At 47.2% G+C, this 23564-nt stretch carries 18 protein-coding genes, 2 tRNA genes and 1 riboswitch; of the genes, 3 read left to right on the forward strand and 17 right to left on the reverse strand.

What is annotated here, in order from left to right; translation table 11 throughout:
* Window positions 1-12: 12 nt before the first annotated feature.
* On the forward strand, window positions 13-693 hold the full coding sequence (locus tag H8K36_RS12925) for an ABC transporter ATP-binding protein (RefSeq protein ID WP_186916890.1): 681 nt from the start codon (window positions 13-15) through the stop codon (window positions 691-693).
* 64 nt (window positions 694-757) lie between these two features.
* Here the strand turns inward: H8K36_RS12925 and H8K36_RS12930 are convergent, their stop codons facing one another.
* The 15 genes from H8K36_RS12930 to H8K36_RS13000 all read right to left on the reverse strand — a co-directional run bounded on the left by H8K36_RS12930 (window position 758) and on the right by H8K36_RS13000 (window position 13583).
* A complete protein-coding gene (locus tag H8K36_RS12930) occupies window positions 758-1537 on the reverse strand; it encodes a MipA/OmpV family protein (RefSeq protein ID WP_186916891.1) in 780 nt (259 codons plus the stop codon).
* Between the two features lie 13 nt (window positions 1538-1550).
* Entirely contained in the window at window positions 1551-2120 is a 570-nt protein-coding gene (locus H8K36_RS12935; RefSeq protein WP_186916892.1) for a DUF4337 domain-containing protein, read from the reverse strand.
* Window positions 2121-2129: 9 nt separating this feature from the next.
* Window positions 2130-2609: a dihydrofolate reductase gene (locus H8K36_RS12940; RefSeq protein ID WP_186916893.1), complete on the reverse strand. Its 480-nt coding sequence runs from the start codon at window positions 2607-2609 to the stop codon at window positions 2130-2132.
* A gap of 12 nt (window positions 2610-2621) precedes the next feature.
* The gene (locus tag H8K36_RS12945; RefSeq protein WP_186916894.1) at window positions 2622-3416 is read right to left on the reverse strand and encodes a thymidylate synthase; all 795 of its coding nucleotides are present in this window, start codon (window positions 3414-3416) and stop codon (window positions 2622-2624) included.
* Window positions 3417-3528: 112 nt separating this feature from the next.
* Window positions 3529-5319 (reverse strand): sensor histidine kinase, encoded by a 1791-nt coding sequence (locus tag H8K36_RS12950; RefSeq protein ID WP_186920452.1) that lies wholly within the window; start codon window positions 5317-5319, stop codon window positions 3529-3531.
* Window positions 5320-5402: 83 nt separating this feature from the next.
* Window positions 5403-5741 carry an ISC system 2Fe-2S type ferredoxin gene (gene fdx / locus H8K36_RS12955; protein WP_186916896.1) on the reverse strand — a complete coding sequence of 113 codons (339 nt, stop codon included), beginning with the start codon at window positions 5739-5741 and terminating at the stop codon, window positions 5403-5405.
* 11 nt (window positions 5742-5752) lie between these two features.
* Window positions 5753-7615 carry a Fe-S protein assembly chaperone HscA gene (hscA, locus tag H8K36_RS12960; protein WP_186916897.1) on the reverse strand — a complete coding sequence of 621 codons (1863 nt, stop codon included), beginning with the start codon at window positions 7613-7615 and terminating at the stop codon, window positions 5753-5755.
* A 136-nt stretch (window positions 7616-7751) separates the two neighbouring features.
* Complete coding sequence (gene hscB, locus H8K36_RS12965) at window positions 7752-8255, reverse strand: Fe-S protein assembly co-chaperone HscB (protein ID WP_186916898.1); 504 nt, start codon at window positions 8253-8255, stop codon at window positions 7752-7754.
* Window positions 8256-8272: 17 nt separating this feature from the next.
* Window positions 8273-8596 (reverse strand): iron-sulfur cluster assembly protein IscA, encoded by a 324-nt coding sequence (iscA, locus tag H8K36_RS12970; protein ID WP_186916899.1) that lies wholly within the window; start codon window positions 8594-8596, stop codon window positions 8273-8275.
* Between the two features lie 7 nt (window positions 8597-8603).
* Window positions 8604-8987: a Fe-S cluster assembly scaffold IscU gene (iscU, locus tag H8K36_RS12975; protein ID WP_186916900.1), complete on the reverse strand. Its 384-nt coding sequence runs from the start codon at window positions 8985-8987 to the stop codon at window positions 8604-8606.
* Between the two features lie 27 nt (window positions 8988-9014).
* Window positions 9015-10280 (reverse strand): IscS subfamily cysteine desulfurase, encoded by a 1266-nt coding sequence (locus H8K36_RS12980; protein WP_186916901.1) that lies wholly within the window; start codon window positions 10278-10280, stop codon window positions 9015-9017.
* A 14-nt stretch (window positions 10281-10294) separates the two neighbouring features.
* Entirely contained in the window at window positions 10295-10777 is a 483-nt protein-coding gene (gene iscR / locus H8K36_RS12985; RefSeq protein WP_186916902.1) for a Fe-S cluster assembly transcriptional regulator IscR, read from the reverse strand.
* A 181-nt stretch (window positions 10778-10958) separates the two neighbouring features.
* Window positions 10959-13073, reverse strand: coding sequence for a TonB-dependent siderophore receptor (locus H8K36_RS12990; RefSeq protein WP_186916903.1), 2115 nt, complete (start codon window positions 13071-13073; stop codon window positions 10959-10961).
* 97 nt (window positions 13074-13170) lie between these two features.
* A riboswitch (TPP riboswitch) is annotated at window positions 13171-13270 on the reverse strand.
* Between the two features lie 97 nt (window positions 13271-13367).
* Window positions 13368-13443: transfer RNA gene (locus H8K36_RS12995), tRNA-Asn, on the reverse strand.
* Window positions 13444-13507: 64 nt separating this feature from the next.
* Window positions 13508-13583: transfer RNA gene (locus H8K36_RS13000), tRNA-Asn, on the reverse strand.
* 319 nt (window positions 13584-13902) lie between these two features.
* Here H8K36_RS13000 and uvrB point away from each other — a divergent pair.
* Window positions 13903-15996 carry an excinuclease ABC subunit UvrB gene (gene uvrB / locus H8K36_RS13005; RefSeq protein ID WP_186916904.1) on the forward strand — a complete coding sequence of 698 codons (2094 nt, stop codon included), beginning with the start codon at window positions 13903-13905 and terminating at the stop codon, window positions 15994-15996.
* A 56-nt stretch (window positions 15997-16052) separates the two neighbouring features.
* Here uvrB and cphA read toward each other — a convergent pair whose 3' ends face one another.
* Window positions 16053-18623, reverse strand: a complete 2571-nt coding sequence (cphA, locus tag H8K36_RS13010) for a cyanophycin synthetase (RefSeq protein WP_186916905.1) — start codon at window positions 18621-18623, stop codon at window positions 16053-16055.
* 91 nt (window positions 18624-18714) lie between these two features.
* Window positions 18715-20895: a cyanophycin synthetase gene (locus H8K36_RS13015; protein ID WP_186916906.1), complete on the reverse strand. Its 2181-nt coding sequence runs from the start codon at window positions 20893-20895 to the stop codon at window positions 18715-18717.
* Window positions 20896-21309: 414 nt separating this feature from the next.
* On the opposite strand from H8K36_RS13015, the gene H8K36_RS13020 reads away from it, so the two are divergent.
* The gene (locus H8K36_RS13020) at window positions 21310-23562 is read left to right on the forward strand and encodes a cyanophycin metabolism-associated ABC transporter (RefSeq protein WP_186916907.1); all 2253 of its coding nucleotides are present in this window, start codon (window positions 21310-21312) and stop codon (window positions 23560-23562) included.
* Window positions 23563-23564 lie beyond the last annotated feature (2 nt).

Consider the following 23564-nt stretch of genomic DNA (forward strand, 5'->3'; position numbering starts at 1 on the left):
AAAGAAAAAACGATGAGTGAAACCAATAAGCCAGCAATCGTTGTCACGAAACTTAATAAGCGTGTGGCCGACGCCACTGGCGAGCTAACTATCTTGCATGATATCGAATTTAGCGCAAATGCGGGTGAGACTTTAGCGATTGTCGGTGCTTCAGGTTCGGGCAAGTCGACTTTATTGGGTATCCTAGCTGGCCTAGATACACCAACCTCTGGGACAGTGAAGCTTGGTGGCGTTGATATTTTTGCTTTAGATGAAGATGGGCGAGCTTTACTTCGCAAGAATCAACTCGGGTTTGTATTTCAGTCGTTTCAATTGCTAATGCACTTAAATGCATTAGAGAATGTGATGTTGCCCCTAGAATTGAGAGGCGATAAAGATGCGAAGGCAAAAGCAGAGGCGATGTTAGCCAAAGTTGGTCTATCAGCTCGTTTGAAGCACTATCCCAAATATTTGTCTGGCGGGGAGCAACAACGCGTTGCTTTGGCGCGTGCCTTTGTGACAGAGCCACCCTTGTTATTTGCGGATGAGCCTACTGGTAGCCTTGATGCAGCCACAGGAGAAGCTGTAATTCAGTTAATGTTTGAGCTCAATCGTGAACGCGGCTCGACCTTGGTCCTCGTCACCCATGATCTAACAATCGCTGCACGTTGTGGCAGAACCTTGAAAATCGCTGCGGGCCATCTTCAAGAGTAGAGTGTGATCAAAACAAAAAACGGCAGCTTCTCTAGCTGCCGTTTCTTTTTGTGCGAGCTACTTTTTAGAAACGGTAGCTTGCGACGGAGAAGATTGTTACTGAAGATCTCTGAGTCGCAAATGGGTTCTTGTTGACGTCATTCATGAAATGACGCGCACTGACTCCTGTTGAAAGTGACCAATTATTATTGATGGTCCAATTCCAAGTGGCTCCGAGACGAACGTCAGGGCGCATCGAAAACCGATCATTCGATCCAGCGAGATTTGCATTCAGACTTTTGTCTAGCTGATTCCAAGGATTTGTTGTGATGTTACCCCAGTTGACACTAAACATCGTGGTAACAGCGTGTTTCCGATTGAAGAACTTCTTCGCTTTCGCACCTACGCTAAAGAGCCGCCCATTCTCGTTGCCATTGATATTTGAAACTGAGGCATTGAGGCTGTAATCCGCTGCAATTTTATAGTTGAGGAACGCGCTGGTCTTAATTTGTTTGAAGCTTTTGTCATCAGGTCGGCCTTCAAGTCGTTTTTCGAAAGAGAAGGGGTCGAAAAATTGATCAACTTCGAGTTTAAAACCGTATTGAATTTTATCGTTCTTCGAGAAGTTCAAACTAGAGAGAGCGCTATTTTTGAACATCAATCCACGACTTTTGGTATCGATCTTGCTGTTCGTATTCTCAAATGGCAAAGCCATACTTTGTGAATTCGTCAAATCTAAGCTGGCTAGTCGGTTTGATTTGAATTGCTCAAGCGGAGATTGTAAGGAGAACTGTGTCTTTCCCAAATCTTGGCCATGCGCTGCTCCAGCAATCAATAAAACCGAAACCAAGGCAAATTTTTTCATTTTCTGAACTCAATCAAAGATGAAACCAGGCAAATCCTGAAATAACAATACCACCAGCCGCAACGGCATAGGATCCATACTGTAACCAATTTTTCTTAGTTAATAAAGCGATCGCAGCAAGGGATATAGCAATTTGTACAGCGGTCATGGCCTGTGCCCAACGGTGGTGCTGGTGCAGGGCATTTTCAGACTGCTCTTCTAAATGTAAAACCTCTTTTTCGAAACCTTCGGCTTCTTTCTTAATATCTTCTTTTTCTTTCTTGTAACGTTCTACATCCGCTTTATATTTTTCAACATCCGTACCCGGCAGCGAGATCGCAAGTTCCGCAAGATTTTGTTTGCTGGACTTCGCTTGGTAATAATTCCATTTGTTAGCCGCTTCTGTTTTCTTGATAGCAGCACTATTCTTCAACATTGCCGCTTCGTTTTGTGTCGCGCCACCTTCATAGCCGATTAAAGCACCCACGGTTGCCATAATCGCGGTCATGACTGCAATTCGGCTAGAAAATTGATCGTTGCCGTGTGCCGCATGTTCCAACTCGTGATCGTGTGGGCCATGTACGTGAAAACCGTGTCCAGACATTTTTGTTTCCTATTTCTTTGAATAAATTACGATATCATACGCCAAGTTGTTGCTTGAAATGAAACTTTGGCGTGAAGTTTCTCCCCATATTTTGGGATCAATCTCTGGAAAAAAAGCGTCGCAGTCGTATTCTCCTTGAATCTCTGTGACCACCAAACGTTCGGCTAACTGCATAGCTTGTTGATAAATTTGGGCACCGCCGATGACAAAGGCTTGCTCTTCATTGAGTAGCGCGAAGGCTTGTTCAATCGAATTGACTGTTTCTACCCCCGTTTGGTTCCATTCGCTGTTACGCGAAACGACGATATTGCGACGCTTGGGTAACGGGCGCCCAATTGAGTCATAGGTTTTGCGTCCCATAATAATGGGGTGACCCGAGGTCGTATTCTTAAAGTGCGCCAAATCCTCTGGTAGGTGCCACGGCAACTGGTTATTGATGCCGATCCCACGTTTCTTGTCAGTGGCGACAATAATGCTGAGTCTTGCCATTTGTAATTACCTCTACACCGCGACCGGCGCTTTAATGTGAGGATGAAATTCATAATTGAGAATGTCGAAATCCTCAAAGCGATAATCGAAAATGCTCTCTGGATGGCGTTTGATCGCTAACTGAGGCAAGGCAAACGGTGCTCGTTTTAATTGCTCATCGACTTGCTCTAGATGATTGCTGTACAAGTGGCAATCGCCCCCGGTCCAAACAAACTCACCTACCTCGAGCCCTGTTTGTTGTGCCACCATGTGGGTGAGGAGTGCATAAGAAGCAATGTTGAACGGCACACCGAGGAAAATATCCGCGCTTCGTTGGTAGAGTTGGCATGACAACTTTCCACCCGCGACGTAAAACTGGAAAAATGCGTGGCAAGGAGGGAGCTTCATGTGGGGGATATCCGCCACATTCCAAGCTGAAACGATCAATCGACGAGAATCCGGATTGGTCTTGATCTGATCAATTAATTGTGCAATTTGATCGACGTGACCACCATCAGGCAGTGGCCAACTGCGCCATTGAGATCCATAGACCGGACCGAGATTACCATTCTCATCTGCCCACTCATCCCAAATTGAAACGCCATTATCTTTCAGATATTTGGTATTGGTCGAGCCTGCCAAAAACCAGATTAATTCATGAATAATCGATTTTAGGTGCAGCTTCTTTGTCGTGACCAAAGGGAAACCTTTTTGTAGGTCGAAGCGCATTTGATAGCCAAAGACTGACAAAGTGCCAGTGCCTGTGCGATCTGTTTTAACATGCCCGTTTTCTTTAACGTGGCGCATGAAGTCGAGGTATTGTTGCATGCGAATGTCTATCGTAAGTTGAGATCAAATAATCTGATCGGACAGCCATCAACTGCTGTTGTTGCTCTAAAGCCAACAGCAGGATGCGAGAAAAATTAAAAGATGAAGTATATCAGTCGCCGATTATTTGTTCGTTGACATCTTGATTACCCGGCGCAATTAATGGCAGGCTAATTTCGAAACGAGCGCCTTGGTTGGGCTCGCTCGTAACCCGGATTTCACCACCAAGTACATTGGTGATAATGTTGAATGTGATGCTAAGACCCAAGCCGCTACCGCCTTTACCAAATTTTGTCGTAAAAAATGGCTCAAAGATGCGCTTGATAATCGCAGGGGGAATACCTTTTCCTGAGTCTTCAAAGACGATCAATACATGGTCACCCTGTTTTCGAGCTAAGCAACGCATATAACCTTGAGCATATCCATCGAGGCCATGCACAACCGCATTGTTAACTAAATTACTAAATACCTGGCCAAGTGGGCCAGGATAACTATCGAGTTCAATTGAGTCTGGAATATCGAGTTCGAGAGTGAATGGCGTTTTACGTAGGCTTGAATGCAAGAGTGCAGCGAGCTCTTGGAATACAACCAACAGCGAAAACTTACGACGTTGGGCACTAGATTGGTCGACCGCAACTTGCTTGAAGTCACCCACGAGCTGTGCAGCTTGCTGCAAACCTCGCATTAAGAGTTTGCTTGATTCATTTGCCGCTGCAACATAATGACTAAGGTCAGAGCGTCGCATCGTTCCCTCATTCATTGACTTCTCGATTTGGCGTGTTTCGTCGCTCAAAGTACTTGCCACTAATAGGCAGTTGCCAAGCGGGGTATTTAATTCATGAGCCACGCCTGCAACCATAGATCCAAGGGCAGCCATTCTCTCAATACGCGCCAATTCATTTTGTGCACTGTTAACGCTAGCCAAAGCAGCTTCAAGGTGATGGTTTGCACTCTCTAGCTCTTGCGTACGGAGACGCACCTTTGATTCTAAGGTTCCGGAATATTCGAGGAGCTGCTGATTCTTTACTTCGAGTTCGTTGAATGAACGTTGTAGTGCTTGCCTTGTCGCTTCCAAACTTAAAGCTAAGTGGCCGATTTCATCTTTACGATCGAAAGAAATTGCCTCATTCAATTCTCCATTCGCTAGTAAGTCGGATTTTTCAATGAGCAATTTAATCGGTTTTACCAAACGCCAGTGCAGAACCATCAATATGCAGAAAATCGATAGCACAAAGGAAATGCCGGTGATCGCTAAGGCACGTGTAAAGTTACCTTCAATTTCACTTTGCATGATATCGTCAGCAAGCGTAAGTTCTACTTCGCCGATGACTTGATCGCCATGGGTGATTTGGCGTGTTAAGGATCGCTTTGAAGCTTTTTGAGTCGCTTTGCGCTCATCGACAGTAATAAAAACTTTCCTGTCTGGTAAGGTTATTACCCTAATTTCAGATGCTCTTGGATCAGAGTAAACAACTTCGCTTGAGGATTTCGCAATCTCTGGCGTAATTTGCCATACAGGTTCGCTGAGAATGACAGACAGAATTTCAGTGAGACGCTTGTGATCGTCAACTGTCTTCTTTTCGCTATCTCTGGTGATGGCCTGTTTCTGGTAGGGCACCAATACCATGGCGGTTACGCCAAGACCAAGAAACACAGCGAGGATCACCGCAAAACGTAAGGTGACACGACTTAGAATGTTTGAGATAAAGGCTGGAAACATTAGCTCAACCTTTGCACAAATTTGATCAACAGCATACGTCGTTCCTTGTGAGCCATTTTCTTCCAAAATGGATAGAGGCAGGCGCGTTGTGACAGAAAAGCCGAGGTGTTTCTTTGTGGAGAATAATGAAGTTCTCTGCAGATGGTAGAAGGTTTTGCTTAAATGCACAAGTCGCAGCTGCATACGCTCGCATAAAGCGAACCAAAAACACACACTGAACAATGGATGTTTGTAGTTCTTTGAACGAGTAGGGCTTGTATGCTTGCTTAGTGGTTTTCGCGAGCGTGGTTAATAGTGTATTTGGGGATCTCAATGGTAATGTCTTCTTGCCCCAATTTGACTTGGCATGATAAGCGGGAGGTCGCCTCTAAACCCCAAGCGGCGTCGAGCAAATCTTCTTCATCATCGCTCGATTCATTGAGTGAATTGAAACCTTTGCGTACGACGACATGGCAGGTCGTGCAGGCGCAAGACATTTCGCATGCATGTTCAATTTCGACATCATGTTCGACCATAGCTTCACACAAGGATTTGCCAGTCTCTACTTCGAGGGTTTTGCCTTCAGGGCAGAGTTGTGCATGGGGCAGAATGAAAATCTTAGGCATGATGTTTTTCTTTAAATGTCGTTAAGGTTTTTGCCAGAGAGTGCTGTGCGTACACTTTGATCCATGCGACGAGCGGCAAATTCTTCTGTAGCATCAGCGAGTGCTGTTATCGCGGCCTTGATCAATTGGTGATCTTGCCCTTGTTTGGCACCATTGAGCTGTCCAATATGGCCTTCGATATGGGCTAGCTCTTGTTCATTCAACAAATGTTTATCAGTGGAGAGGGCGGAGGCAATCGCCAGTAACAAACGATCTGCCTCTACTTGCTCTTCGCGCAATGCTCGGGTTTGCATATCAAGTTCAGATGAACTGAAAGAATCCTGAAGCATACGAGCGATATCATCATCAGCTAAACCATAAGATGGCTTGACAACTATTGAAGATTCGACGCCTGAACGCATTTCGCGTGCGGAGACCGACAATAAACCGTCAGCGTCGACTTGGTAAGTGATGCGAATGCGAGCAGCGCCTGCAGCCATTGGTGGAATGCCGCGCAGTTCGAACTTCGCCAGCGAACGACAATCACTGACCAACTCACGTTCACCCTGTACAACATGAATAGCCAGGGCTGTTTGACCGTCTTTGAAAGTCGTAAATTCTTGTGCACGCGCACAAGGAATGGTCGAATTACGGGGGATAACTTTCTCAGACAACCCACCCATTGTTTCAATGCCGAGTGACAGCGGGATCACATCGAGCAGTAGCCAGTCATCTCCTGGTGCGCGATTACCGGCCAACAGATTTGCTTGGATTGCTGCGCCAAGCGCTACTACCTTATCTGGATCGATATTCGCTAATGGCGTGGTTTGGAAAAATTCACCAACGGCTTTACGCACGTGTGGCATGCGTGTCGCACCACCGACCAACACAACACCATCAATATCATCAACCGTTAACTTGGCGTCGCGTAAGACTTTGCGGCAAGGGGTAATGGTTTTGATGACGAGATTCTCGGTGATCTCAGCAAAGATGTTTTTGGTGATTTGAAGATGTACGACATCACCAGTCGACAGTTTGGCGTCGATATAGGTGGAGGGCTGGTTTGATAGAATCTCTTTTGCTTCACGTGCCTTAACCATCAAGGTACTTGTATCGGCATCATTGAGTAGGGATAAACCAGCTTCTTGCAATATCCAGCAAAATAGTCGGTGATCAAAGTCATCCCCGCCAAGTGCTGAGTCGCCACCGGTTGAAAGAACTTCAAATACGCCTTTGCTCATTTTTAAAATGGAAATATCAAAAGTTCCGCCGCCCAAATCATAAACTGCGAAAATACCTTCTGATCCGTTATCGAGGCCATAGGCAATAGCCGCCGCAGTTGGTTCATTCAACAAGCGTAAAACATTGAGGCCGGCGAGTTTCGCCGCATCTTTGGTTGCTTGGCGTTGAGCGTCATCGAAATAGGCTGGGACAGTAATGACTGCACCGACAAGCTCGTCACCCAAAGCATCTTCTGCTTGTTGACGTAGTGTTGCGAGAATTTGGGCGGAGACTTCCACGGGGCTTTTGATGCCTGCGATCGTCTTCAATTGAACCATGCCAGGTTCATCATGGAAATCGTAGGGGAGGTTTTCCGCATGGGCGATATCTTTCAAGCCTCGCCCCATGAAGCGCTTAACTGAAACAATCGTGTTTTTGGGATCTCGCGTCTGTTCTTGCTGTGCTTTGTAACCGATATGCGCGTGACCGTTTGGCAAATAGCGAACTACCGATGGTAGCAATGAACGTCCATCTTCATCATTTAAAATTTCGGGGATACTATTACGAACCGTCGCCACTAAGGAGTTGGTTGTGCCGAGATCAATGCCAACCGCCAAACGATGTTGGTGTGGTGCGGTCGACATGCCTGGTTCGGAAATTTGCAGTAAGGCCATAATCTATTCTTGTTATTCGACCGTTCAATTACGTTCGATATTGAAAATGTGAATCATCTATTGTGGTAGTCGCAGCGTTCATCTCTCGCGTTGACACTGTTGCTTCTTTGTTTATCTATTTTCGTTGCTTGAATTTTTACTCTTCTAACGCCGCAATATCGTTGAGGAATTTTTCAAGGAATAAACATGCTCGAATTTGCTGTGCGGCAGCGGCAAAATCGCTTTGCGAAATTGCAGATCCGGCTGCCGCAGTTTGTGTTTTCAGAGCTAGATTCAATTCTTTTTCCAATGCCATCATGGCCTTGGTGTCATTGGCATGTCGTGCATCATCGAAGGCTTCACGCCATTCCATTTGCTGCATCAAGAAAGCTGCTGGCATTGCCGTGTTGGATTCCGTTTGAAGATCAACACCATGCAAATTGCAGATATAGGTCGCTCGCTTGATTGAATCTTTCAACGTTTGATAGGCTTCGTTGGCCTGGGTTGCCCATTGCATTGCCACCCGTTTTTCAGCATCACTCGCTTGCACAAATTTATCTGGATGCACGCGTGACTGCACTTCGCGAAAAGCCGTATCGAGTGCGGCGCGATCGAGTTCGTATGACACCGGCAGTTGAAATAGCTCGAAATGGTTCTGCATAAAGTGGGCAAATCTTTTTAGATACGGAAACTTTCGCCACAACCGCATTCGTCTTTGACATTGGGGTTGTAGAACTTGAAGCCTTCGTTCAAGCCTTCACGCGCAAAATCGAGTTCGGTACCATCGATGTAAGGAAGGCTCTTTGGGTCGACAAATACTTTGACGCCATGCGATTCGAATATTTGATCATCACTACCGACTTCGTCAACGTATTCCAACTTGTAAGCCATGCCAGAACAGCCCGTTGTACGAACACCGAAGCGCAAGCCTATCCCTTTGCCACGGCGTTCCATATAGCGAATGACATGTTTTGCTGCTTTTTCTGTCAGAGTAATTGCCATGATTTAATTAAGCGTTGTGTTTGTTCTTGTAGTCCAAAACCGCGGCCTTAATAGCGTCTTCGGCCAAGATCGAGCAGTGAATTTTGACTGGTGGTAATGCTAATTCTTCAGCGATTTCTGTATTTTTGATTGCCAAAGCTTGGTCTAAGGTCTTACCTTTGACCCACTCAGTTACGAGCGAGGAAGAGGCGATCGCAGAGCCACAACCATAAGTCTTAAATTTAGCATCCTGAATGACACCATCTTCACCGACTTTGATTTGCAATTTCATGACGTCGCCGCAAGCCGGTGCACCAACCATGCCTGTACCAACGGACTCGTCACCTTTTTCGAAGGCGCCAACGTTACGTGGATTTTCGTAGTGATCCAATACTTTTTCTGAATATGCCATGATAGATCTTTCGTTAACTATATTTGATTAATGAGCAGCCCACTGAATCGTTGAGATGTCGATGCCATCTTTGTACATATCCCACAGTGGCGACAATTCACGCAGTTTGCCAACTTTTGATTTCAATAACTCGATCGTGAAGTCAATATCTTCTTCTGTCGTAAAGCGACCGATTGTGAAGCGAATTGAGCTATGTGCTAATTCGTCGCTTCGACCCAATGCGCGCAAAACGTAAGACGGCTCCAAGCTCGCCGAAGTGCACGCAGAGCCCGATGACACCGCGATGTCTTTGATCGCCATAATCAATGATTCGCCTTCAACGTAGTTGAAACTAACATTTAAATTGTGGGGTACGCGATGATCCATGTCACCGTTAATGTAGGTTTCTTCAATTTCACTGAGACCTTTGGCCAAACGGTCACGCATGGCACGCACATGTGCCAGTTCTGTCGTCATTTCTTCTTTGGCTATACGGAACGCTTCACCCATCCCAGCAATTTGATGGGTCGCCAACGTACCTGAGCGCAGGCCACGTTCATGACCACCACCGTGCATTTGAGCTTCAAGACGAACGCGTGGTTTTCGACGAACATACAAAGCACCAACGCCTTTCGGGCCGTAGGATTTGTGGGCGGAGAACGACACCAAATCAACTTTGACTTTTTCTAAATCGATTTCAACTTTGCCCGTCGCCTGTGCTGCATCAGAGTGAAAAATGATGCCTTTTTCACGGCACAGTTCGCCAATTTCTGCGATCGGTTGAATGACACCGATTTCATTATTCACCCACATTACGGAGATCAAAATGGTGTCAGGGCGGATTGCTTCTTTCAATTGTTCGATGCTAATTAGGCCGTTGTCTTGTGGCTGCAAATATGTCGCTTCGAAACCTTGGCGTTCCAATTCGCGCACGGTATCGAGCACCGCTTTATGCTCAGTCTTGACGGTAATGATGTGCTTACCTTTGCCTTTGTAGAAGTGCGCGGCACCCTTGAGAGCGAGGTTGTTACTTTCAGTAGCACCAGAAGTCCAGATGATTTCACGTGGGTCTGCATTGACCAAGGAAGCGACGTGGCCGCGCGCAGTTTCTACTGCAGCTTCTGCATCCCAGCCATAGGCATGACTACGTGAAGCAGGATTGCCAAATTGTGCACGCAGGTACGGGATCATGACATCGGCCACACGTGGGTCGACTGGCGTAGTCGCCGAGTAGTCCATGTAAATAGGAAAATGCGGGGCTTTGAGCGTATCGATCAAGGTTTTTGTCAAAGCGGGTGTGGTTGCAGCAGTCATTCAATACTCCAAATTTAGGAAATAGTGCGTTCGGCATGTCCATGGCGAACAACAACAACAGGTTTTTCTTGGGCTTTTTGTTTTTGTTGGTTCACCAGGTCTTGCAAAGAAACCGAGTCGAGGTAGTCGACCATTTTGGCATTCAGATTGGCCCACAGATCATGTGTCATACAGTGGATGCCATTGTCGTGATCACTGCCGTGGCAATTGCCTTTGCTACCGCATTGCGTGGCATCAAGCGGCTCGTCCACGGCGATGATGATGTCAGCGACGGTAACGTTTTGTGCTTTTCTTGCTAGATGATAACCACCGCCTGGGCCGCGTACCGATTCTACGATTTCATGGCGACGTAATTTGCCAAATAATTGTTCCAGATACGACAGTGAAATATCTTGGCGTTGGCTGATGCCAGCTAAAGTGACAGGGCCATTCTCTTGACGCAAGGCAAGATCGATCATGGCTGTGACAGCAAATCGGCCTTTAGTGGTGAGACGCATGATTCAATACTCCAAACTGGGAATCGAGGCGCTCTGGGCTTTCTTTTGCAAATAAAGCTTTAATCCCGAGCGAATAACTCAAGTATAGCAAACTTGAGTAATCTTGTCAGGTAATGGGTATTTCTGAGGTGGGTCATGAGAATGGGACAAGTCGAGCGACTTGTCCCATGTGCAAGATCGTTTAGAAGTCGATTTGCGCCGAGAGTTTATAGGTGCGTGGTGCGCCTGGGAAGAGGTAGCCACCCAAGGATTGAGTTACATCACGCCAGTAGAATTTATTAAAAGCATTATTGATATCAAAACGTAAAGTCGTGACGATGCCATTGTTTTGCAGGCTGTAACGCGCGCCAAAGTTGACCACGTTGTAGCCGGGGACAGTGACTTTGTTATCAGGGCTAAATGATTTGCTACCAGAATACTGCCATGAGCCTGTGAGATGGGCTCCGGCTAACAGCGCTGGTGCGTAATCGGTGTACACGCTGGATTTGAAGGAGGGGACATTTGTCACGCGTTTGCCTTCGATCGTGGCATCGTTGGTGCCGTTTTGGCGTGCATTGATTGCTGTCGCGCTGGCGCCAATATTCCATTCTTTGCTGAGTTTAGCTTGCGCTGCCAACTCAAGGCCGCGATGCTCGGCTTCGCCTGCACTGACGTAAGTGTTTGCGGCGTTGGTGTATTCCAGTGGCTTGGTAATGCGGAAAATAGCAGCAGTCAGATTGATGTCATTACCTATCGCCGCTTTCGCCCCCAATTCCCATTGTGTAGACTTTTCTGCCTCTAACATTTTATTGGCATTCGTCGTTCCAATCGGCGCCACACCGCCGTGCTCGAGACCTTGACTGAAACTGGCGTAGGTGCTGAGTTCGGCGCTCGGTTTGAACACTAAGGCAGCGCTCGGTAAGTTATAGCTTTGTTCGAACTGCGGACTGCCTGCTTGAGTGCGATCAACCGAGAGTCGGCGCAGGCCGGCATGTAAGTCCAACTCTTTACTTAACTTGATAATGTCTTGCACGAATAAAGAGTTTTCTTTGTCAGTGCGACGTAAGCTAACTGGTCCGGTTCTATTGGTGGACGGTGGAACGGCAGTTGGATGGAATAGATTGCTACTGCCCGCATAGTCATAAACGTAATCGCCATAGTAATCGCGACGATCGGAGTTGCTCATTCCCGCTGCTAATTGATGTTCAACACCCGCTGTCGCAAATTTTCCTGTCAAGATTGCTTGTGTGCCTCGAAGCTTCTTAGACTCGCCTACACTTTGATAGTCATAAACATCATAGTCTCCATTTGCACAGTAGCCTGGGTATAAGTTTTGCGCGCCGCAGCCGTAAGGGAAGGCTGTAAAATCATCGCGTTTAAATTGATGAAAATTACTGGAAATACTCGCATTCCAGTTGGCGTCGATTTGGTATTCGAAGCGCAGGCCGAAATTTTGATTTGTGGTGTCAACTGGCTTTGCCCATTTTTGATCATTCAACAACAAGTCCGCGGAGATTCCTCGTGGTAGCTCAGTGCCATTGAAGAGCTGAAAACCTGGAGCAGACAATTGTGATTTGTGTTGGTGATCGATATCGATTTGGAATAAGGCTTGTGGAGAAATCTTCCAATCTAAAGCGACGGAGGCGAATTGACGTTCACCATCAGCACCTTTGATGTAGGAGCGCAATTTTTCACCAGCGGCATTGATGCGGTAGCCGAATTGTTTGTCATCGGTCTTGCCACCGAGATCAACGCTGCCGTACAAAGTGCCGCGCTCGCTGGCTTCAAGCGTGATGGAGCGTAATGCAGTATTACTTGAACGTTTGGTGACGTAATTGATTACGCCTCCAGGTGTGGTGAAGCCAGATTGTAAGCCGCTGATGCCTTTGAGGATTTCTAAGCGCTCTTTGTTTTCAAGTGGAATTGAAGAGTCGCCTGGGATGGCAAAGCCATCTTTGCGGTAGCTGGACGCATTGTCGAGCGCAAAGCCGCGAATCGAAAACTGCTCAGCGTAACCGACTGCATTGTAGGCATCATTAACACTGGCATCGAACTTCATTGCGTCTGTGGTTTGGCGAATGCGCAGGTCTTGAAGTTGCGTTGATGAGAATGCCGTAATTGAGAGTGGAGTGTCTTGTAGGCTGTTTTCCAAGTAGCCGCCGAGCTTGCTTGTATCGACTTTATTGCTACGGCTTCCGCTGACGACCACTTCCTGCAAAATCTGGTCTTTATTTTGTGCTTGGGCTAATTGTGGCAAACTGAAAGCTTGGGCTAACGCAATGCTGATAAGGCTGAATTGGAATTTTGTTGTAGACATCTGAGACTCTTCTAACTTAGGTTACGTCTAGAAAAACGCAAACGAAAGAAGAGGGTGAGTCAAGGTGATTAAATTCTTCACCAAACAGACGGGGTGGACTGTAGACTGCGCGCTTCCCTTCGCTGGCATTATCCAGATCAGGTTCAAGGGACTATCTCACCCGCATCATTATTGACGCAGGACCCCTAGCGAAGGCGAGACTGTAACATAAAAACGTGATGGATGCCGCATGCTGCTTAGGTTTGCGGGTCTTTGAAAAGAAAAAAGCCTTGTATTTCTACAAGGCTTTTTATTTGGCTCCCCGACCTGGACTCGAACCAGGGACCTGCGGATTAACAGTCCGTCGCTCTACCGACTGAGCTATCAGGGAATAGAAGACTAGCTTCTTAACTTATACTACGCGACGTTTTGCAACGCGCTTACTTCGAATTCTGTGGCTCCCCGACCTGGACTCGAACCAGGGACCTGCGGATTAACAGTCCGTCGCTCTACCGACTGAGCTATCAGGGAACAGAGACAAAAATTATAGTGGGCTTCGCTCTTATTGTCAAAAGCTTTTTGTTCTTATTTGAAAAGTACTGGCTTTTTAGACGCCCTTTTTGAGGGTATTTTTCTTGAGATCGGTCATGAATAAAAGAAAGTAATAGTTTTTGTCCAACTGCGGCTTGGACAAATCCTGTACTAATTTTTTGGAAAATCGTGTAAGGCGTTATGATGAACCGAAGCCTTTTTTGTCTACTGATTGAATATACAGTAAAATGGAAAGTTATCGTGAGGCGCAAGTATTCGTTTGCAGTCTCTGCCAGATTTTGCCAAAGAGAGTCTATACATGAGTGCCTTAAGTCCCGTTGAACAAGATGAATTAGAAGGAAAGTTTGTCACTTTCCCAGACTCACCTTATCAACTCTGTCAGATTTTTGAGCCTGCCGGTGATCAACCAACGGCGATAGCTCAACTGGTCGAAGGAATTAACGACGGCTTGTTTTTTCAGACGCTACTGGGGGTAACTGGCTCAGGTAAAACGTACACCATGGCTAACGTTATTGCGCGTACGGGACGTCCAGCGATTATTTTTGCACCAAACAAAACTCTCGCCGCACAGTTGTATAGTGAATTTAAAGAATTTTTCCCGCGCAATGCGGTCGAATATTTCGTGAGCTACTACGATTACTACCAGCCAGAAGCGTATGTGCCGCAGCGCGATCTCTTTATCGAAAAAGATTCGGCAATTAACGAGCATATAGAACAAATGCGTTTGTCCTGTACGAAGTCTTTGATGGAGCGCCGTGACGTCATTATCGTAGCAACGGTGTCAGCAATATACGGTATTGGTAATCCCAACGAATACCATAAGATGATCTTGACCTTGCGTGCTAAGGATAAGTTGAGTCAACGTGATGTGATCGCACGACTAATTCAAATGCAGTACACACGCAATGAGGTTGATTTCGGTCGCGGTACTTTCCGCGTCCGTGGTGACACCATCGATATTTTTCCCGCGGAACACGCCGAACTCGCCGTGCGTTTGGAAATGTTCGACGATGAGGTGGAAAGTATTGCCTTGTTTGATCCTTTGACTGGCCGCGTGAAACAAAAAATTCCTCGTTTTACGGTCTATCCAGGTTCGCATTACGTTACGCCAAGGGAGACTGTATTACGTGCGATTGAGACCATTAAAGAAGAATTACGCGAACGCTTGGAGTTCTATCGTAGAGAAAATAAGCTGATCGAAGAGCAGCGCATCGAGCAGCGCACACGATTTGATTTGGAGATGATGGCGGAAATCGGCTTTACCAAAGGTATTGAGAACTACTCGCGTCATTTAAGTGGTGCAAAACCGGGTGAGCCGCCGCCGACCTTGGTTGACTATTTGCCGACAGACGCAATTATGTTTTTGGATGAATCGCACGTCCTTACGGGTCAGTTGAGTGCGATGTATAACGGTGATCGATCGCGTAAAACCAATTTGGTAGATTATGGTTTCCGTCTGCCTTCGGCTCTAGATAATCGTCCTTTGAAATTTGAAGAGTTCGAGAGCAAAATGCGACAAACGGTGTTTGTGTCGGCAACTCCGGCTGAGTATGAGAAGCAGCATTCAGATCAAACGGTAGAGCAGGTGGTTCGGCCGACCGGCTTGGTTGATCCACGCATTGAGGTACGCCCAGCGTTGACGCAAGTCGATGATTTAATGAATGAAATCACCGAGCGCGTGAAACTTAATGAACGCGTTTTGGTTACTACTTTAACTAAACGAATGTCTGAGCAATTGACTGAGTTTTTGGGTGATAACGGGGTGAAGGTTCGTTATCTACATAGCGATATCGATACCGTTGAGCGCGTTGAGATTCTGCGCGATTTGCGCCTCGGTGCATTTGATGTTTTGGTTGGGATTAATTTATTGCGTGAAGGCTTGGATTTGCCAGAGGTGTCCTTGGTAGCGATTCTTGATGCTGACAAGGAGGGCTTTTTGCGATCTGAACGCAGCTTGATTCAGACTATAGGGCGTGCCGCACGTAATTTGAACGGTACAGCGATCTTATATGCCGACAGAATCACCGATTCGATGCGTCGTGCAATTGATGAGACAGAGCGGCGCCGCGCCAAACAAATCGACTTTAATACCGCGAATAACATTACACCGACCGGCATCAATAAGAAGATTAAAGACATTATCGACGGTGTTTATAACCCTCAAGAAGCGCAAGATGAGCGTAAAGTCGCGCAAGAACAAGCGAAGTATGAGGCAATGAGTGAGAAGCAAATTAGTAAGGAAATTAAGCGTTTGGAAAAACTCATGTTAGATCATGCTAAGAATCTAGAGTTCGAGCAGGCTGCCCGAGTACGAGACCAATTGGCTGTGTTGAAGGAACAATTATTCGGTGCTGGAGGGCACGATAATGTCTCATCAATCTTAGGGCGTTAAATTGGAAACTTGAAAAAAAAGCCGAGCATGCTCGGCTTTTTTTTACTTCATTTCACTTAAGCTTCCGCAATTCTCTTTGCAATGTGAACCAAAGACTCTTCCACTTGATCGATCAAAATCAAGCACAAGTCGCCTTCCTTCAGGCTTGCTAGTGCAGTATCAATAGCGATGAATTCGCCGTTGATTTCCCTTACTTCAGTGGTGCGTTTTGCGTCTTGAAGACCAGAGCGAAGTAAGGCAACCACTTCACCATCAGCGCGACCACGTTGACATTGATCTTGATACAAAATGACCTGGTCAAAGGCATTTCCTAGGATCTCAGTTTGTTGGCGAATGTCTTGATCCCTACGGTCGCCAGCACCGCTAATGACCACCGTACGACGATTACCTGGCATGCTATCGACGGCTTGCACCAAGGCGCTAATCGCGTCAGGATTGTGGCCGTAGTCAGCAATCAAAGTTGCGCCGCGATAACTGAAGACATTAAAGCGACCAGGCGCATTGTCGCTGTCATTCATGAAGGTCTTCAAGCCTTGGCGGATTGCGTCCCAACTTAGGTTGATTCCCCATGCTGCTGCAACGGAAGCCATGACGTTTTCGACTTGGAATCCGATTGTGCCATTGCGTGTAATTGGGATATCTGCCAATGGAATGCGATGAACTAATTTGCCCTCAACAGCAACCAAGTCGCCATCTTCAACAAATACTACACGATGACCCTTGACGCGATGTGCCGCCATGATCGGCAATTGACTATCGACAGCAAAGAAGGTGACCGCACCTGTGCAGTTTTTGGCCATTCCAGCGACGATAGGGTCGGCGGCATTTAAAACCGCCACGCCATTTTCGGCCACGTTTTGGACGATTACGCGTTTGAGTACTGCAAGATCTTCTACGGTGGTGATGTAATTCAAACCTAAGTGATCACCTGTGCCGATATTGGTTACTACTGCTACTTTACAACGGTCATAGGCTAGACCTTCACGTAGAACTCCACCGCGAGCAGTTTCAAACACGGCTGCATCGACGTCGGGATGTGACAATACATTTCGCGCGCTACGCGGGCCACTGCAGTCACCGCTATCGATTTGACGTCCTTCAACATAAACGCCATCGGTATTGGTCATACCAACGCGCAGGCCACTGCTCGCTAGCAAATGTGAGATGAGGCGAACTGTAGTGGTCTTGCCGTTTGTGCCGGTCACCGCAATAATAGGAATGCGGCCATCGTCTCCATCTGCAAACATCGCTGCTACAATCGCTTCGCCGACCGCACGACCTTTACCGAATGAAGGAGAAAGATGCATACGTAGACCAGGTGCTGCATTCACTTCAACAATGCCACCATTTTGATCTTCGATTGGCTTTAACACGCTGTCAGCCACTAAGTCAACGCCGCAAATATCAAGACCAATCATTTGTGCTGCTGCCACTGCACCTGCAGCTACTTCAGGGTGGACGTCGTCGGTTACATCAGTTGCAGAACCGCCAGTAGAGAGATTGGCATTGTTGCGCAAAACAACGCGGGTACCCTTGGTTGGAATTGAATCAGCGTCATAGCCTTGTTTGGCTAAGCTTGCCAAGGCGATGTCGTCAAAACGAATCTTAGTCAGTGAAGTTGCATGGCCACTGCCACGGCGAGGATCTTTGTTGACCTGCTCGACTAATTCACGTACTGAATGCGTGCCATCACCAACCACTTGCGGCGGGTCGCGACGTGCAGCAGCAACCAGCTTATTGCCTACCACTAGTAAGCGGAAATCGTTACCAGGAAGGTAGCGCTCAACCAAAATATCGTCACGGAATTCCGATGCAGCGACGTAAGCAGCTTCGAGTTGTTCGCGTGTTGTGATGTTGACTGTTACGCCTTTCCCTTGATTGCCGTCTTTTGGTTTTACAACAACTGGCAAACCTATTTCTTGTGCGATATTCCAAGCGTCTTCAACATCGAATGCAGTGCGTCCAAGCGGAACTGGAACGCCGGCGGCGTCCAGTAATTTTTTGGTGAGTTCCTTATCTTGCGCGATAGCTTCGGCGATCGCACTCGTTCCATCCATTTCCGCAGCTTGAATTTTTCGTTGCTTGCTGCCCCAACCGAAAGTCACCAAGCTGCCACTGGTCAATCGACGGTAAGGAATATTGCGCGCAACTGCAGCATAAACAATGGAGCCAGTCGATGGTCCAAGGCGCAAATCTTCGTCTAGTTCTCGTAATTCATGGAGTGCTGCAGCTAAGTCAAAACTTTGATTGTGTAAGGCTGCATTGACCAATTTCTCGGCAAAGTCGAGCGCTTGTCGACCGACATCTTCTTCCGAGTATTCGACAACAACTTGGAAGATTCCATCTTCCAAGGTTTGCGTTGTGCGGCTAAATGTGACCGGGCAACCCGCTTGTGCTTGGAGGGCAAGAGCTGCTAGTTCAAACACTCGTGCGAGTGGAATGGCGTCGTCATGGCCTGTCGCTTGTAGTGGACCTATCTCAGGGAACAATGCGCGCAGCCGAGATTCGAAATCTGGAATCTCGGTGATTGACAGTTCGTCAGTGTTGCACCTAACAATTGCTTCAACCGCGGTGTGATGAGTCCAGAGATTGGGGCCACGTAATGCCCTGATGCGTGATACTTCCATAAACCTTAGTCCTATCTGCTGGCTGTTTAGCCAAAAAATGTAAGTTTACTGGCGCTGAATTGATTCTTTAAGTCGGCGCCAGATATGGTTTTTAGTAATGTTTTTTCGGAGGCGCGGAATCAAAATTTCTGAGCGCCGCAGCGATGATGTCTGGCGTGATGTTCATGGCCCAAGCCGATGCAACCGCAGCTAAAACCGCCTCAGCTTGCTCTACTTTTGCTGGTTTCAGGCTATTTAATGCCAGCAGTACTTGTTCGCTTGTCGCTGTGCCTAAAACGATATTGCCCTCTTTGAGGTAAACAGCGCGTTTGCCTTGCTGTAGGTGTCTAGCCATCGTCCCGACATGTGTGTCCAAACCATAGTAAATCACTTCGCCATCGCATAGTTCGGCAAGCTCATTGGCCACTGGGATGGCGGCACTAATTACTGCAACACCATGTTCGAGCACGACGTCAATTTGCGTGCGCATGACTTTGAACATTTGATCGGCTTCAGTGATGTAGAACTCGCTTAATTCTTCGTGGCCGTCTAAGTCAGTGACGACACCAACTTTGCAGCGATCGTAGGGCAAGCCGTCTTTTAGAATACCTTTGGCGTTTGATTCAAATACGGCAGCTTGGACATTGCGATTCAATAGCAGGCGCTGACCTGCATCCCATGTGGTGCAGTTCGACTTCACTACCTGACGTTGATCCAGGTATAAACCATCAGCGCAAGAGACGCCAGAATACTGGCCACTCATACTCAGCATGCTACCGATCAGACGGGCAATCAGGCTAGTACCTTTGCTACCGGAGACGCCGATGATCGGGATACGACCGTTTTCTTTTTCGCCAAAAAGATGTGTGATGATGGCGGATCCAATATCACGTGGTTTGCCTTCTGCGGGTTTGAGGTGTGAGAGCAGGCCTGGGCTAGCATTGACTTCAATAATGGCGCCGCCTTGCGCTGCAAGGGGTTTTGAAATGTCGTCACAGACGAGGTCAATGCCGGCGATGTCTAGCCCAACGATGCGAGTCGCGAGTGCCGCAATACGCGCGTTTTCTGGGTGAACATCATCGGTGACGTCGATCGCAACATTGCCATTAATTTGAATGAGAACTTGTTGACCCTCTTGTGGGATGGAGTCTGAGGTCATTCCTTGGCGTTTTAATTCCAAAATCACTTCAGCACTGACGTCTGGCTGCACTAGACCGAGTGGGAACTCTTCAGTCATGCCACGGCGAGGATCAATATTGATTTGTTCGTCCACCAATTTTTTTACATTGGAACTGCCATCTCCAGTCACCCAGAGTGCGTCACCGCGCGCTGCTGCAACTAAACGATCACCAACAACCAGTAGGCGGTGCTCGTTGCCTGTGATGAATTTCTCGACGATGACGCTTTTGCTTTCGCCTTTGCGGGCGGCAAGTTCATATGCCTCAAAGATTTCGTCTTTGGTCATTAAATTGAGTGTAACGCCACGGCCATGATTTCCGTCATATGGTTTGATTACAACAGGCAGGCCAATGTCTTGCGCTTCTTCCCATGCTTCTTCAGCACTGCGGACTAAGCTGCCTTCAGGGACTGGCACGCCGCAAGCCTTTAATAGAGACTTGGTCATGTCCTTGTCACTGGCAATGCTTTCTGCGATTGCACTAGTGCGGTCTGTTTCTGCAGTCCAAATGCGACGTTGCGAGCAGCCGTGACCGAGTTGAACGAGGTTGCCTTCAGTAAGGCGAATCGATGGGATCTTGCGATCGGTCGCGGCTTCGACAATATGGCCAGTGCTTGGGCCAAGGCAAAGTGAATCGACCATATCTTGTAGGCGCAGAATTTCAGCGTCCAGATCATATTGTTGATCTTCAATCATCGCCATCAACAGATCTCGTGCGACGGCTAAAGCAGCGCGACCAACTTGTTCTTGACGCGTACGGAAAGCCATTTTGTAAACACCGTCCACGTGCGTTGAACGTGTTTGTCCAAAACCTGTTTTCATGCCTGACATGTTTTGGATTTCAAGGACGACATGCTCCAAAATATGCCCGACCCAAGTACCTTCTTGAAGACGTTCGAGAAAGCCTCCAGGCTCACCAACTCCGCAACGATGGGCTGCTAAGCCCGGTAGTTTTGCGGTCAATCGTTCGTAAAGTCCGGGGAGTTTGTTTGAGGGTAGTTCTTCGAATTCGCCGATATCGAGCCACACTTCGATGACTGGACGATAAGTCCAAATATTAGGGCCACGTAAATGGTTAACGCGCAGCGGAGTGATATCTTTCTTTTTTGTCGTCATGAATGATGTCAGATTTTATATTGAATATTTATTGAATATTATTCTTGCTATTCGTTTCACTTTTTTGCATTTCCAACAAAGTCTGCCAGAAATATGCTTTTACAGATCAGCATATAACGCGAATGTCATCGATTCGCTGACATGCGCGTTAAATATAGAAAATTGAGAATTAACTATGTATGCTTGCTGGTATACTTCAAGCCAAGCGCAAAAACAGATATTCTCAGTGATCTGGTTTCCCTTTCGACAGAATACCGTAATTTGTCCTTTCAGTCATAGCGCTTGATGCAAACTCCTAAATTTTTGTAATTTTTGGCAAGAATTTAGCTGCCTCTATGCGAATACATGCGGTTTTTTTAATTTTTGAAGAGCTTCCGCCAGTGGTGGCGAGTTCTTATTGGAGTCCGTTAAACGATGACTATGTCAGCCCCCGCTATCTCCATCGTGCCCGAATCTTGGGCAAGCGAAGTCAATGCCGAGCTACGTCCTAACGAGCAAGTATTGCACAGTGTCGAAACTGATCTTAATGCACGATTGCAGTTCAAATCTGGTTTGTTGGTGGTTACCAATGAGCGATTGTTAAGCCGTTCGCCAGATACCCAGACTTGGGAATCTTGGAATTACCACGCTGATTTACAGTTGCGTCACCATGACCATGCTGGTGTAGGGCACTTGGAGCTCTTCAGTCAGTTTGGCACCCTAGCACATTGGCGTTTTACGTTGGGACAAAATCTGTTAGTGATCCGTCTGATGGACGGCTTCCGCGAAAAGCAACAGGAGGTTGTTACAGGGCAGGCACCAGCAAAAGCCGAGCAAAATATTTGCCCAAGTTGCAAAGCGATTTTAGAGCCAGATCAGGAGGAGTGCCCTGTATGTACTAAGGTGATTCATACCCCACCTTCGACATGGACTTTATTTCGCTTGTGGCGTTTCGCTCATCCGTATCGCTTTCAACTCGCGATTGGCTTTACCTTGATGCTGTTGGGAACTGCCTCCCATATGATTCCGCGTTACTTGACTAAACCGCTGACAGATGAGGTCTTAATTCCATTCCAAAGCGGAAAGCACGTTGAGCTTTCATTGGTTGGTATGTATATCGGCGGTCTGTTAGGGGCTGCAATCATGGCATGGCTCTTAAGTTGGGGTAAAACCTACATTTTGGCCTTGGTATCTGAACGCATCGGTGCTGATTTACGGACTGCGACGTACGAGCATCTATTGAAATTGTCTTTGGAGTATTTCGGCAGCAAGCGTACTGGCGATTTGATGTCTCGCATCGGCAGTGAGAGCGATCGTATTTGTGTTTACCTCTCGTTGCACTTGTTAGATTTTGCGACCGACGTTTTGATGTTCTTAATGACGGCAGCTTTTCTATTGCAAATTAATACTAAGCTCGCACTGGTCACACTTTTGCCTTTGCCTTTGATCGCGTGGGCGATCCATATGGTGCGCGATAAATTGCGCACTGGCTTTGAAAAGATCGATCGCGTATGGGGCGAAGTTACGAATGTTTTGGCTGACACGATTCCAGGTATCCGTGTGGTCAAAGCCTTTGCTCAAGAAGAGCGCGAGGCAACCCGCTTCCGGGCAGCCAACAAGCATAACCTTGCAGTCAATGATAAGTTGAATAAAGTCTGGTCACTGTTTTCGCCGATTGTTTCGTTTTTGACTGATATCGGTATTTTGGTGGTTTGGGTATTTGGTATCTGGCAGGTGTCGCGCAACGAAATTACGGTCGGTGATTTAGTAGCTGCCGTGGCGTTTATCAGTAACTTCTACGGTCGTATCGATTCCATGAGTCGTATCGTTTCTGTTACACAGAAATCTGCATCTGCAGCGAAACGTATTTTTGATATTTTGGATCACGTCTCTAGCGTTCCAGAGCCACAGAACCCTGTGAGCATCAAGGAAGTTAAAGGCCAAATCGAATTGCGTGAGGTGGGCTTCCGCTATGGTAATCGTTCGGTGAATCGAGGTATTAATCTCAGTATTAAACCTGGTGAAATGATAGGTTTAGTGGGACACAGTGGCTCAGGGAAGAGCACTTTGGTCAACTTGATCTGTCGGTTTTATGATGTTGCTGAGGGCGCTATTTTGCTTGATGGCGTCGATATCCGTTCTTTTCCTGTGGCGCAATATCGCAGTAATATTGGTCTTGTGTTGCAAGAGCCATTCCTGTTTTTCGGCACAATTGCTGACAATATCGCTTACGGTAAACCGGATGCGACACGCGAACAAATCATAGCGGCTGCGCGTGCGGCTCATGCGCACGAATTTATCTTGCGCCTTCCACAAGGTTATGACTCTATGGTCGGCGAACGTGGTCAGGGCTTGTCTGGCGGTGAGCGTCAAAGAATCTCAATTGCGCGTGCTTTATTGATCGATCCACGCATTTTGATCATGGATGAGGCAACCGCTTCCGTCGATTCTGAAACCGAAAAGGAAATTCAAAAAGCGCTCGACAACTTGGTGCAAGGTCGCACTACGATTGCGATCGCTCATCGTTTATCGACTCTTCATAAGGCAGATCGTTTGGTAGTTTTGGATCGCGGCGAAGTAGTGGAGATTGGTAGCCACGACGAACTGATGAGTAAAGAGGGCGCCTATTTCAGATTGTATGAAGCGCAAGCGCGAAATGAAGCAGCAGCTGCTGTAGCAGGAGAGTGAAG

It is taken from the genome of Affinundibacterium nitidum, from assembly GCF_014284155.1.
Lineage (GTDB): Bacteria > Pseudomonadota > Gammaproteobacteria > Burkholderiales > Burkholderiaceae_D > Undibacterium > Undibacterium nitidum.